Below are 12,508 nucleotides of genomic sequence, written 5' to 3'. Positions count from 1 at the left end.
CCTACAACCTCGATTCAGCTACAACTGACTTTCAACTGAAGCCAGCCAAGTTGGCAATTGCTCTCTAAACCAATTGATGTACTTGGAAGCTTGTGGGTTGTTACGACCGACTAATATATTCGTGACTTCTATTACGATCCAGCTTTTAGCGATGATCAATTGCTTTATTAATTCTTCACGTGGAATCAAGGTGTTATGGCAGAGGTACTGATCAACAATAAGCTCATAATCTTTCAGAGTACCCATTTGAGAAACGAGTGCGCCAAGTCTATCACGGGGCTACCAAAGCCAAACCTTTCCCAATCAAACAGCACCAACTGTCCGTTATCTCTTCTTCCCCAATTTCCTTCATTGGAGTCACCCGAAATTAACGAGTCATGATCAAAAAGAGCATCACTCTGCGATTGAATGTACTTAAAACTGTCTTGCGTAACTTGAGGCAACTGCAGGGAAGATAAAGCCGATGTGGTGTCATCTAAACTCCATTGATGGCGCTTAACTTCGAACGTTGGTCGATATTGAGAACAGTGAATACTCGCAAGCTGCTGAAATACGTCACTTGTCGTTTGTAGCTCAGTAAGACAAACCGAATTAGGTATGTATTCGAGATAAAGCTCACAACCATCGGCCGCAAGAAGCCGAGGCATATTCACTCCATCAAGATGCTGCGCTGCGTGTTGGTAAAAAGCGACTTCAACCTCGCCAGCCCCTTGTTTATGTATACAAGGAATTCCATTACGCTCAATTAAAGAAACCTGCGCAGCGCCCATTTGTGAAAGGTCTTGATTACTCATCGCATCCTTCTATCCATGTAAAAAGCAAAATAAGAACTACTGACGGCTTACCAACAAATTCGCACCAGATAAGGCAAGAAATACAGAACATGCTTTATTGAAGCGCTTGGCCATCTGAGGTTTTGAAAACCAATTTCGTAGATATAAACCAAATGTCGCATAGATAGAAATCGCAAGCATTTCTAATACTAAGAATGTGCTTCCTAAAACAAAGAATTGAGTATTTACGTTCGCTGAAACATCGACAAATTGAGGAAGGAATGCAGTGAAAATGAGTATCGCTTTTGGATTGCCAGCAGCGAGTGCAAATTCTTGTTTAAACAGACCAAACCAGTTCTTATTTCGCTCGATATCCGCGACCGGACTAGCTTGTGAGCGCCATAGGTTGAACGCGATCCATAACAGGTACATCGCGCCAAATAGCTTGATAAGGAAAAACAACGTTTCAGAGGTGTAAAGCACAACCGCTAAGCCAGATGCAGCCAAAGCAATCATGCCAGAAAAAGCGAGGATTCTGCCTAGGCCAGCGACAAAGGCGGCCTGAAATCCGTAACAACGGGCGTTGTTCATTGATAACAAATTGTTTGGGCCCGGAGTCATGTTGAGCGCAAAACAAGCAGGGATAAACAGCAGCAACTTCCATATTTCCATTGGTATTTCCTAGTCTCAATATGCCAAGGTTGTCGTATCATTGAATGAAATATGACCTTTATAGCAGCTATTAAAACCAGTACCAATCCTACTACCGTATCCTTTCAACTAATTCTCAAAAAATTTCTCGTACTCTGGTGTCGCTAAGTTTTCTGCAATCCCCATTTCACCCACTATGTAAATGGCACTCGCAAGGGTTTCGATGGTTTGATTAGGCTCTCTATCGGGCACTTCACCAACAACAGGAACGGGCTGACGTGCAGATGTTGAATTGCAGACTATACTTTCACAAACGATGTTGTGTTGTTCCTGTTGAGAAATTTCAGGCGGCTTGAAATCCGGTGAATTGAAGTCGGGAACAGTAATACCCTTGCTTGAAAAATCAGAGGCGCTGTATGAGGCCGCTGAAAACAGAGAAAGGAGCAGCATCCACTTATTCATATATATTTCCATCGTTAGCATTCGCTGAATTTATAAATACTATCTAATTCAAACCATTGTGAACAGTGTTTTATTTCACGGATAATTATATCTCTAAGTGCCAATTACCCCCTGTACTTTGGATGGCACTAATTCAACTCACATGTGAATGCTTGCCTAACATCAATTTATCGAGCAGCGCCTGTGGAACTGGAATAACAGAGTATCGAATGAAGGTCACTAACGTCACTATCGCCACAAAACAGCCTAAAACAAAATCATGAACATCAACCAGCGCCAAGCCAAGAACTCGGTCGCAAATAATGGCAAGTATGGAGATACTCAGCGCAGCCACCCATTTTCGGTGATCATAAGGCAAGTACTCCATTTTTTGGCTCACGATATAGAGCAGTGACAGTCTCACGGCATAAGTACCACAAAGCACCACCACCACGCCCCACACTCCATAGAAAGGTGTCACAACAAAATAACCAATCGCAGCTAGAATCGCACACCCGCCTTGTATCCACATTTGCGATTGGCTTGAGTGACCGCTGAAACAACCAAGGTTGAGATAATCCCCAGCGTTTTTAATCACACTAATCGCCAAGAGTGCTACGACAATCGTACCTGCATATTGATAACTGCTTGGCAGAATCAAAGTAATAAAACCAGGTACAGTGAGGGTCATCAAACAACCCAATACAATGGCCAGATTAACGCCGACCAGCGCTCTGTCCGCACACTCTTTCTTACCATCAGGTTGTTGTAACATGGCCACTCGATTTGGAAACCACCACAGAGCATAAGGCTGCAGTAGCAAACCAAGAAGCAACGCAAACTTGCCACTGACCGCATAAATCGCAAGTTCTTCAACACCAACAAAGCTTGCCATCACCCAGCGGTCTAGCCCTGTAATCATATATATTGAAGCGCCACCAACTAACGTGGGCAATCCAAATTTCAGGATCTTAGCGGAGTATTTGAGGCTGCCAAATGAGCCCATCTCCTGCCATTGGTAACGCAGTAAACACAGCATCAACAACACACTCGAAACAGCGGAAGATATTAGAACACCATCGATGCCATAACCCGCTTCAAGCAGTACAAACGTCATAGTAGCTTGCACACTCGCCCTCATTACATTGAGCATGCAAAAGCGCTTAGCCATCGCATTCATTCGCATCAATGTTAGCGGGATAGAAATCGCACCATCTAACATGGTCGGTATTAGCAAAAGTAGGATTTGATAAGGTTGGAACTCGACGGGAAGCATCAGTAACAACAGCGGCATGCTCAAAGCAATTAAGCTCCCTCCTAGCACACAGACCAAGACACTCAACGTGAAACAGTTCGAGACAAGCTTTCTCTTTTCTTCGCCCTCAGCGACGCCCACATACCGATACATGGCCTCAACAATGCCAAAACTAAATAAGATCGTCCCGATGTCAGCCAACAAGACAATAGCTTCTAAAGAACCATATTCAACCAACGTCATCTTATGGGTGATATAGGGGATCATCACGAGCGATATCCCTTTCATCATCACAATGCCAATGGCGTAATAGGCAGACTGTTTTAGTGACCCCATAGCAGACACCTATTCCTTACAATGCAGGCATTAGGAAACTCTTACAGTCTCCAAGAAGATGTCGTAAGGTTCTTTTTTGCGGAGCCAAAACTAACGAGCGGATGCTAAAAGAGATGGCCCGTCGGTTCTGATGCAATCCTCGATAATAGTCAGCGTAGCCTTCCAGTATTCTCGCCTTTGCGATTTTGAAGCTGGAAGTGGGTAGATTCCATCGTTGACTGTCATTTTGATAATGTTGAAGAATAGTCTCTATAGACTGCAAATTTCTCAATTTAAGATTTTCAGTTTGGGTAACGGAGCTCGCTCTCATCAAGTAGCCAACCTGCACTGAGTTCAACACACCGATCTGATGGTTTTCACTCATTCGAAGCCACAGTTCCCAATCTTCCCCATACTTGATGTCAGCATTGAAATTGTCTGTTTGAGAAAACACATCCGCTTTTACCATGACCGTCGATGTTCCAATCACATTGTTTTCAATGATGAATTCCAACGGGTTTTCGATATTGATGAACAGCTCGTCTTGGTCTTGAAACTGCGACCAGTAACTAAAGCAGTCGACTATCACTTGGTAATCTTCAGTCAGGTGTTCGTAGTTAGTAAAGCTCATCGCAAGTTCTGGGTATCGTTGATGAAATTCGAGTTGACGCTCAATTTTTTCTGGAAACCAGAAGTCGTCCGCGTCTAAAAAAGCGATGTATTCACCGGTCGCCTTTTCAATCCCTAGGTTTCTCGCTTGAGGCGCACCAACACCCAATGTGGACAACGTAATAATGCGTTCATCGTCTATAGAAGCAAGATACGTCGACGTTCCATCGTTGCTGTTATCGTCAATGACAATGAGTTCAACATCTTGATGAGTCTGCTTTAGTGCACTGCCAATCGCTTTCGGCAGGTAATCCAAACAATTGTAGGTAGGAATAACAACACTTACTTTAGCCATAATGACGCCCTCAGTTTTATACGTTATATGGCTGACGTTGCATGTTCTATGCCGAGAGTGTCTTGCTATGAAATCACATCTAGATCAGCCACCTACGCGTCCATTCTCAAAATGACGACCAAACACAGATGTTCAAAAAAACTGCAACTCCAATTTGATTATCAATTTGAGAAAACGAGCCACCTCTTAAGGGGTAACCTTCGGAAAGCAATCGAAAAGCCCTCTAAAGCTACGATTCGATCTTGGTTCGTATCTTGCTTTATTGGTTATTACCTTGGCTTGATAGCTTTAGTGATATGGATTTGAGGAGTAAGGAATGAAGAAAGTAGCATTTGTGGCGCCAACCTACCCAGTACTCAGTGAGACCTTCATTCAAACAGAAGTCGACTCTGTGAAAGCGTGTGGGCACGATGTTTGTGTAATGACGTTCAAAATTGAAAACAGTGAAAAACAGTTCGACTACGACATTGTCGAAATAGGTAAAAATGTTCGGAAAGGTAAAGTCGCTAGCATTAGCTGGATAGGGTTCATCAAGGCTGTCTCATTTATTTCTAAGCAAACCAGCATGCCCAAAAAGTCACTGTTCGCTTATGGGTTTAAATTAGCGCTGCAACTCGCGGAAAACGACGTCGAACACGTTCATGCGCATTTCTGTCAGCACACCACAGCTCACGCCATCGTCGCGGCAAAGCTGCTGAATATCACCTGTTCGTTCGTTGCTCACGGTCATGATGTTTACGAGTTCGCTTATGACATTGAACATAAAATCTCATCGAGTGATTTTGTGGTTGCAGTGTGTAAAGACATGCTTGCTGACTTCAATACCATGGCGAAAGGAAACATTAAGCTCCTTCACTGCGGAGTTAATACCAAACAATTCCAACTCAACCCAAAAACCGAAACGAAGCAACTTCGCTTTGTTTTCCTTGGCCGATTAGTAGAGCAAAAAGGCATCCACCATCTTATTGATGCATTGGCGCCGATTGCCGAACCTCTCGACATTCATCTCGATATCATCGGTACTGGCGATTTAGAGCAACAGTTAAAATTGCAGGTCAAAGAAAAAGGACTTGCTCGAAACGTGACCTTTCTTGGCGCGAAACCTCACGAATGGGTAAAAGAAAAACTATCGAACTATGACAGCCTAATCGCGCCCTTCTGTTTTTCCGAAACCGGATGTGTGGATACAGGACCACTGGTTTTAAAAGAAGCGATGGCCGTGGGAACACCCGTCATTACCACCAACATCATGGGATGCAAAGAGATCGTCTCACCAGAGACAGGTTTTGTGGTTAGCGAAAAAAACGTGGAAGAATTAAGAGTAGCGATTGAGCGTTTCGCGCAGCTAAGCAGCAACGATAAAGCATCGATGGGTTTAAAGGCGCGTGAGAGAGTGAAAGACAGTTTTAACTCGATCAAACAAGCTCAGCAATTATCTCGTTGGATAGAGAACCCAGCTCAATAAGGATTAACTCAGGCAGAGGCAGTAAGCATCGCAAGGACTGCTACGCCTCACAAGAACGACTAAGCTCCATAAAAAACGGAGCACCACAAAACAAAAGAGCGCTACATCAATTTGAAATGTAACGCTCAACTTAGCACCGCCCAATGATGGCGACTTATGCTTTCAGTAACTTTCATTAGCTTTTTATTAAGAAGCCTAGCTAACCTGCTCGCAGTGCCAAAATAGACTCAATATCTTCGATGTCACGATATTGAGCGAGTTGTTGCTCTTTCGATGAAATCGCCACAATCGACATTCTATCGGCCAATTCGTTACCTTCAATACCAACGTGACCGTTCACATGGTCGATGGTAATTTTTGAAGCTAGCTCTTGGTAGAGCGCATACGCCGGCTTAATAATATCAAGGTTTTTGATCTCGCCGCCAGACTTGGTCCAGCCCTTTTTCTCCCAACCCGTTGCCCACTTAGTAATACAATCAATTGAGTACTTAGAATCACAATAGATCGCTACAGAGAGGCCTGCGTTTAACTTCTCTTTCGCGAGAATAAACGCTTGCTTAAGCCCATGTAACTCGGCGGTATTGTTGGTACCAACAGGCTGATACAAGCCATACCACAATTCTGTTAATTGGTTGTTTTGGTATACCGCTAAACCCGTCCCCGCTTCACCAGGATTTGGCTCACAAGCACCATCGGTAAAGATCTTGATATCAAAAGGCATATCTGTGATTTGCTGCTCCGAAAGAGGCGGAACCTTTGCTTTCGTCGCCTTACCCGCAGAGTTTGGCTTTGTCGCTGTAGAACCTGACGCAGACGACGTTTTACCACCGAAAGCAGACTCAGCCTCGCCTAGTGTTGGGAATGATTTATATCTCGCACCAGCGAAGCCATCAACTTGGGATTTACACTCATTCCAAGTGGTAAAAATACCCGGTGTACGACCTTTCCAAACCACATAATATTTCTTAGCCAAACTAACTCCTTACCAGAACCTAAACACACAAACAGCGAATCAGTACATTAGATGCCACCAAGCTATACGTTGCAAGGTCTATCACTCTAAAACAGGTCTAAAAAAACTGCGTTCATAACTCACGATGCAATCAACTTCGTCTGCAAATTCAAACGCTTCAATACACTCGGCATCGCTCAGCGATTTAATCCGATATTCTTCATAGGCAGCCAGACTTTCAAAGGTAAACAGCGCCAAGGCAATATTGTTCGCCCCTTCCGACGGTAAGAAATAACCATTGTGTTGACCTCCGAATTTAGCGACCAGAGGAATCCACATTTTGGCGTATGCCTCAAACTCATTTACCTTCTTAGGATCAATCACATATCGAACATAACAAGTAATCATATTTATACAGCCCTTAAATCATGGGAGAAACATAAAGTGAAGTTGAAGCTCACGAGAAAAGGAAATCAACCGCGACAAGGTTATAGAACAAAAACACCGCCATGCTGACGCCGATCGTTAGCAGCACATTGCCTGTTTTCCAAATCAACAGACCTGTGACCACCGCGCCTATCAAGTATGGGTTTTCAAGGCTTGGCCAAAATGTTTGTTCAGGAGCAAATACAATCGGCCCCCAAATAGCAGTCAGCACCGCTGGGCTTGAATAGCGCAATAGGCGCCTTGCGGTTTGATTGAGTCGAAGCGGGATTGCAGGCTCAAGAAACAAATACCGACTAAAGAAAACAATCGCAGTCATGAGTAATATCGTTAACCAAATCATCTCTATTTCCCCTCCACAATTGTCTTGTTACCGTTGTTTCGGTCTTGGAACGACTCGCTGAAAAAGCCCGCTAACATACCGGCGATCGCTGCAATCATTAGCCCGCCCTCAATATTGTTAACCGACATGGCAACCGAAGTGACCAATGAAACCACCACACACACCACGACGGGTAGAGTTCGGATTAATGGGAACACCAAGGCGATAAAGGTTGCTGCGACCGCGAAATCGAGCCCAATTTCATTAAGCGAAGGAATTTGGCTTCCCGCGACAATGCCAACAAAGCTCGCAATATTCCAAACGAGATAAAAACCGCCGCCTACACCCGCAGCATACCAGCGATTAAATTCTTGCTGAGACTGCCCACTACAAATCGCGAACAGCTCATCGGTGAGCCAAAATCCAAGTAATAGACGCCAACGCGCAGGAAGATGGCTGATTTTGTCACGCATCGATACGCTATACAGAAAGTGTCTAGACGTGATGAATAAGGTAGTCAACAACATGGTGCCTAGACCAATACCCGCTTTAAACATACCCGCAGCGACAAGTTGTGCTGAGCCAGCAAATAGAATAGCCGACATCGCTTGCGCTTGAAGCTGATTCAATCCAGCATCTATCGCATATGAGCCCGCAAGAATTCCCCAAGGAATTACCGCAATACTCAAAGGCATTCCCGCTAAAACGCCTTTCCATAACTGTGTTCGTCTATCCATTGTTTCACTATCCATATCATTCTTTTCTCTCTTCACATTGGCTATTCAATGTAAGAAGAGTGGAGTCGGTTCGATTGTACAAACTTGCTCGATTTCGCGAACGAATTAATGCGTCCGATTTAGAGCATTTTGATGTATTGCCCCGGCGTGTAGCCATTGGCTTTTTTGAAGTGTCGATGAAAATGGCTTTGATCGTGGAAGCCACACTCTTGCGCGGTATCAGAAATAGTATGTCCTTGTTTCAATAACTTACGCGAAAGCCTTAACCTAGATTGGATTTGATACGCATGTGGCGGAAGACCAAACTCTTTTTGAAAAGAACGCACTAAGTGAAACGGGCTCAATGCCGCTAACTTAGATAGTTCGTCTAGGGAAACATCGGCTTGTGGAAAATCATCTAAGAACTCTTTAACCAGAACGAGCTGACGCTGAGTTTTCCCATCAAGTTGAGGGTTAAGCGGCGATTTTCCATGTCGGCTAATCAGCTTAACCAACATCCCGTACATCAAGGTCTCTCTTAACAGGCGATTGTCGGATTCATCAATCGTGTTGAAGACCAGCCTCAATTGATTAGCGAGTTCAGGATCTTCAACAACCGCTCTTGGGAAGTAAGGCGCGCCGTAATTGGGTAGGTTAAGCTCTTGAGTGATCTTGGCAAGTTGCTCAGGGAGTGGATACATGGCTCGATACGCCCAACCGCCTTCAGTAGCGGAGTGACCGCTATGAACTTCGTCGGCATTGACCAGAATAATCGCATTTTGTGGTGCAATATGATGTCCGCCCGTTCGATAGAAACGCTGAGCGCCCTGCTCGATGACTCCCAGCGTGTAGCCCTCGTGGCTGTGGCGCGAGAAGTTCTGCTTTTCGTATTCAGCATTAAGAATTTCAAGGCCGCCGAGCTCTTCGGTTATCTTATATTCGGCCTTTTCTTTAGAGCGTTTCTTGTTCTCCATAACAATTCCCAAGCCTGTTGATTATCGAGCGACTTATCAGTCTACTCTATAGTCTCTTTCAGCTTTTGTACAAAATTGCGCTTTTGTTTGTTAATACTGTTTTTGTCGTTGGCTTAATAACGCTCTCTAATTGGGAGGAAAGTCTTGGTCTATAACTAGTTGGCAAAAAATTGACAATAATTTAATCATACACGCCAATACTGTCTTCAAATCATCGGCAATAGACCTGATACACCATGAAAAATACGCTAATCCTTTTCTTTTTCCTGAGCCTTACAGGGTGCACTCATAACCAATCAAAAGCACTGAGCATGAACTCCTCGTCGGTTAATACATACCCACAATCGATGTCGAACCTGCAACTGTGCGACACCTTGTATTACGGGCGCTCAAGCAACCAGACACTCGCAGCAATTGGCAGTGAATTCAATCGAAGAGGATTATCCAAGAGTTGGTGTGACACCGAAACTAACGAACTTTATCTAACAAAGACAATTGATTGGGTTACTGACCAAGTAGAAGGCAAAGAAGATTCAGAGGAAGAAGCGTCGGCAGTGGTGTTGCCAGCGAATTGAGAAAGATGAAACGTTCTTGAACAAGAAAAAGGCAAACTGCAGATAGCAAAAAGCCGCTCATAAAGAGCGGCTTTTTTAAGGTGATGCTTGCAACGTAAGTCTTCATAACGCGAACAAACTATCAATGAGTTAAAATACTATTTGCAACATAAGTTCACATAACATTGCATCAAAAGTCTGCAAATTTTAACAATAACCCAAATCCAACGTTGTAAAATTACCACACCCTGATGAGCCCTCCGAAAGCATAGTGAGCATGTGTGTAACACACTTTTGGACATTTTCGTGTTTCATGCCCCCTCAGCAAGCCTCTGGACAGAACCGCGTTAGCGCATTAAGTTATTCATCTAGTCATATATTTATCCACGTAAAGACAATTGACGTGAAGGGCTGTTTTGTACTTTGTCTATCTACAAGGTTAGATTGGGATCATTTTTATTCTAGCTCTGTAAGCAAGCTAGCTCTGTGCACTGCATATGCGTTTTGATATACGGTCAGGTCTACCGAGCTTGGCAGTAGTTTACTAATCAATTTCGTAACAAGCGCACTATAGGTCCTTTCTTTGTCAATATCAGAGTATATGCGCCAATACAATGAGCTGTGTCGATACAAATTAAACAGCGTATTATGATGTTTGATGCCAACATAGTACTTCCATAAAATCTTATGGGCGTCGTTAAACATAGACGTCATCCCCTGAGAAAAACTAAACAGATAGCACGAGTGCAATAGATTCAACTCGATATTAGTCGGTTTGTATTTGTCACTCTTGGACGACAAGTTCGCTTTTTTTGTAACGGCTCTGATTTTATTGTACTGGTCATTTCCTGAGCAACTGATAATTATATCTAACCAACGTATCTTGGCTTGCTCCGTATTTTCTAAGCCACTAAGCTTTATTGCAGCATTGTTGGCGGCAGTATAACGTTTTTTGTTTCGGAACTTAGCCTCCAATTCCTTGAGCCTGTTTATGTCACTGCTTTCGGTTTGACTCTCAAGTGTTAGTGCTGCGTCTGGATTAGTCGCATCAAGATCTATGATCTTTTGAGCATATTTTATGGTCTCAGTTATATCGTCTTTCTTCTCATATAGATGCATTAAATTTATTAATGCTCGAACCTTTTCTTTTTTAGTAAGGTGCTTGCCTTCATCTAAGGATTTCTTTAACAATATTTCAGCTTGGGATGGATTAGATAGCATTCTTGAGGACCTGCCTTCAAGTAGATCAAAAAACGCTAAAGACTTTATTTTATCAGATTCTTTTGCTACCGCTTTAACCTGTTTAGAGAAAGAGACAGTCTCTTTGTGTTTTCCTGCATTTGATACTTGTCGACCGAACTCTCGGCAGGCTCTAAAAGACGCATCAATATCTCGCCCGATATCCAATTCAACAGCACATTTCAACAATTGTACCAAGAGTGCTTGAGTACTACCTATTACTTTGTCATTTTCTACAAACTGGTCTTTAGTCAACCGACAAAAGTTAATTTTTCCTTTTCGCCAGTCAGTTCCTAAATGTACCTTTGAAACATTTTGGGATATTTCATAGACAGTTCCTAGTGTTAACTTGCTGTATACGTAACCCCTTACCGCTGCTGGTAATTTTAGTAACTTTATCTCACCCGAATTCTGATTTTCGACTAACATCGTTCGAGTTACTTTTTCTGTTTCTACAAGCTCTAAATCTAAAAGTACCTCAAGATGCTGCTTGTTATATGAGAAGTCTGAATTGCTCTTTCTCAAATTGGCAAAAGTATCGCCATGTTCTAAAACCGCTAAGGTTTCCAATAAATTGTATGATCTTTTTAGTAGTTGTTCTTGGCTAGACTCTAAAAACTCTACTCGTTTTACAATTTCCTGAGGGAATTCCTCATTACTATCGTAACTATACGATTCAGGCATAAAGTACTCTTCATAGAGTTCTTCAGAGGAAAAAAATTCAGAGGCCCTTAAGCAACTTTCTATTGTAGATGGTACGCCTTTAGAGATATCGATAATGGCATCAATAGTATTACTATCTAATGGCTCTGAGAGGCTACTGTGGTTTTTAATAAATGCTTTTGAATCGAAAGATTCCAACCTTGAAAGCTCTAATTGAGTAAAACTACCTTTTAATGACTTTCTACTGCCAACGATAATTCGAGAACTCTCATTGAAGTCCGTCAGAATAGAAATTATGTTTTCAAGCTCAGATAAGAAGGTTGATGTTTCCGCTGTTTTACTAGGACCTCCTTCTAAACCATCAAAAAATACGATATGCCTTTGTTTAGGAAGTTTTTGAATAAAAACCTGTAGTGGGAAGCCAACTTCGTGCTCAACCCTTTCAAGTAACGCATCTCTACTTTTTACATCGGTCAGATCTATTGTAGTGGTCAACAAATTCCGGACACTGACTTAAGCCGATTTTCGGCATTCACTGGCGACAGCCCATCATTTGTTTGATGAGGCCGTTGCCGATTGTAGTAACTCATCAGGTAATGGCTGATGTCTTTCTTAGCTTGAGCTTGTGTCAGGTAACCTGTTGCTGGTATCCACTCGGTTTTCAAGCTTCTAAATAGCCGCTCCATGGGAGCGTTGTCCCAACAATTACCACGACGGCTCATGCTTTGAGTTATACGATATCGCCAAAGTCTTTGGCGATAGTTGCGGCTGCTATATTGG

At 43.1% G+C, this 12,508-nt stretch carries 13 protein-coding genes and 1 pseudogene; 2 read left to right on the top strand and 12 right to left on the bottom strand.

Annotated features, from left to right (window positions below; all coding sequences use genetic code 11):
* Positions 1-18: 18 nt before the first annotated feature.
* The 5 genes and pseudogenes from HRQ85_RS16015 to HRQ85_RS15995 form a co-directional block, all read right to left on the bottom strand.
* A pseudogene (locus HRQ85_RS16015) lies at positions 19-794 on the bottom strand (phosphotransferase family protein).
* A 36-nt stretch (positions 795-830) separates the two neighbouring features.
* On the bottom strand, positions 831-1,445 hold the full coding sequence (locus HRQ85_RS16010; protein ID WP_050634762.1) for a LysE family translocator: 615 nt from the start codon (positions 1,443-1,445) through the stop codon (positions 831-833).
* 108 nt (positions 1,446-1,553) lie between these two features.
* Complete coding sequence (locus tag HRQ85_RS16005) at positions 1,554-1,907, bottom strand: hypothetical protein (protein ID WP_172380088.1); 354 nt, start codon at positions 1,905-1,907, stop codon at positions 1,554-1,556.
* 112 nt (positions 1,908-2,019) lie between these two features.
* Complete coding sequence (locus HRQ85_RS16000; RefSeq protein WP_172380087.1) at positions 2,020-3,456, bottom strand: lipopolysaccharide biosynthesis protein; 1,437 nt, start codon at positions 3,454-3,456, stop codon at positions 2,020-2,022.
* A gap of 16 nt (positions 3,457-3,472) precedes the next feature.
* Complete coding sequence (locus tag HRQ85_RS15995; RefSeq protein WP_172380086.1) at positions 3,473-4,399, bottom strand: glycosyltransferase family 2 protein; 927 nt, start codon at positions 4,397-4,399, stop codon at positions 3,473-3,475.
* 316 nt (positions 4,400-4,715) lie between these two features.
* Between HRQ85_RS15995 and HRQ85_RS15990 the strand changes: the two genes are divergently transcribed.
* The gene (locus HRQ85_RS15990) at positions 4,716-5,864 is read left to right on the top strand and encodes a glycosyltransferase family 4 protein (RefSeq protein ID WP_172380085.1); all 1,149 of its coding nucleotides are present in this window, start codon (positions 4,716-4,718) and stop codon (positions 5,862-5,864) included.
* A gap of 199 nt (positions 5,865-6,063) precedes the next feature.
* On the opposite strand, the gene HRQ85_RS15985 is transcribed toward HRQ85_RS15990, so the two are convergent.
* The 5 genes from HRQ85_RS15985 to HRQ85_RS15965 all read right to left on the bottom strand — a co-directional run bounded on the left by HRQ85_RS15985 (position 6,064) and on the right by HRQ85_RS15965 (position 9,272).
* Complete coding sequence (locus HRQ85_RS15985; protein WP_172380084.1) at positions 6,064-6,837, bottom strand: ribonuclease H family protein; 774 nt, start codon at positions 6,835-6,837, stop codon at positions 6,064-6,066.
* 81 nt (positions 6,838-6,918) lie between these two features.
* Positions 6,919-7,224 carry an NIPSNAP family protein gene (locus HRQ85_RS15980; protein ID WP_172380083.1) on the bottom strand — a complete coding sequence of 102 codons (306 nt, stop codon included), beginning with the start codon at positions 7,222-7,224 and terminating at the stop codon, positions 6,919-6,921.
* Between the two features lie 49 nt (positions 7,225-7,273).
* Entirely contained in the window at positions 7,274-7,603 is a 330-nt protein-coding gene (locus HRQ85_RS15975; protein ID WP_102434275.1) for an AzlD domain-containing protein, read from the bottom strand.
* Between the two features lie 2 nt (positions 7,604-7,605).
* On the bottom strand, positions 7,606-8,334 hold the full coding sequence (locus tag HRQ85_RS15970) for an AzlC family ABC transporter permease (RefSeq protein ID WP_172380082.1): 729 nt from the start codon (positions 8,332-8,334) through the stop codon (positions 7,606-7,608).
* Positions 8,335-8,438: 104 nt separating this feature from the next.
* The gene (locus HRQ85_RS15965) at positions 8,439-9,272 is read right to left on the bottom strand and encodes an AraC family transcriptional regulator (RefSeq protein ID WP_050646374.1); all 834 of its coding nucleotides are present in this window, start codon (positions 9,270-9,272) and stop codon (positions 8,439-8,441) included.
* A 236-nt stretch (positions 9,273-9,508) separates the two neighbouring features.
* On the opposite strand from HRQ85_RS15965, the gene HRQ85_RS15960 reads away from it, so the two are divergent.
* A complete protein-coding gene (locus HRQ85_RS15960) occupies positions 9,509-9,847 on the top strand; it encodes a hypothetical protein (protein ID WP_172380081.1) in 339 nt (112 codons plus the stop codon).
* Positions 9,848-10,282: 435 nt separating this feature from the next.
* Here the strand turns inward: HRQ85_RS15960 and HRQ85_RS15955 are convergent, their stop codons facing one another.
* Positions 10,283-12,223, bottom strand: coding sequence for a hypothetical protein (locus HRQ85_RS15955; RefSeq protein WP_172380080.1), 1,941 nt, complete (start codon positions 12,221-12,223; stop codon positions 10,283-10,285).
* A partial coding sequence (locus HRQ85_RS15950) for an integrase core domain-containing protein (protein WP_172380079.1) occupies positions 12,220-12,508 on the bottom strand: 289 nt, incomplete at its 5' end. The genes HRQ85_RS15955 and HRQ85_RS15950, both read right to left, overlap by 4 nt.

This window comes from Vibrio sp. Vb339, from assembly GCF_902751245.1.
Taxonomy (GTDB): Bacteria; Pseudomonadota; Gammaproteobacteria; order Enterobacterales; family Vibrionaceae; genus Vibrio; species Vibrio coralliirubri.
This window is presented reverse-complemented; position numbering and strand designations above follow the sequence as displayed.

Bases quoted from the DNA above. Each gene is read 5' to 3' on its own strand.
- HRQ85_RS16010 (WP_050634762.1), bottom strand. From the start codon at position 1,445: ATGGAAATATGGAAGTTGCTGCTGTTTATCCCTGCTTGTTTTGCGCTC.
- HRQ85_RS16005 (WP_172380088.1), bottom strand. From the start codon at position 1,907: ATGCTAACGATGGAAATATATATGAATAAGTGGATGCTGCTCCTTTCT.
- HRQ85_RS16000 (WP_172380087.1), bottom strand. From the start codon at position 3,456: ATGGGGTCACTAAAACAGTCTGCCTATTACGCCATTGGCATTGTGATG.
- HRQ85_RS15995 (WP_172380086.1), bottom strand. From the start codon at position 4,399: ATGGCTAAAGTAAGTGTTGTTATTCCTACCTACAATTGTTTGGATTAC.
- HRQ85_RS15990 (WP_172380085.1), top strand. From the start codon at position 4,716: ATGAAGAAAGTAGCATTTGTGGCGCCAACCTACCCAGTACTCAGTGAG.
- HRQ85_RS15980 (WP_172380083.1), bottom strand. From the start codon at position 7,224: ATGATTACTTGTTATGTTCGATATGTGATTGATCCTAAGAAGGTAAAT.
- HRQ85_RS15975 (WP_102434275.1), bottom strand. From the start codon at position 7,603: ATGATTTGGTTAACGATATTACTCATGACTGCGATTGTTTTCTTTAGT.
- HRQ85_RS15970 (WP_172380082.1), bottom strand. From the start codon at position 8,334: ATGGATAGTGAAACAATGGATAGACGAACACAGTTATGGAAAGGCGTT.
- HRQ85_RS15965 (WP_050646374.1), bottom strand. From the start codon at position 9,272: ATGGAGAACAAGAAACGCTCTAAAGAAAAGGCCGAATATAAGATAACC.
- HRQ85_RS15960 (WP_172380081.1), top strand. From the start codon at position 9,509: ATGAAAAATACGCTAATCCTTTTCTTTTTCCTGAGCCTTACAGGGTGC.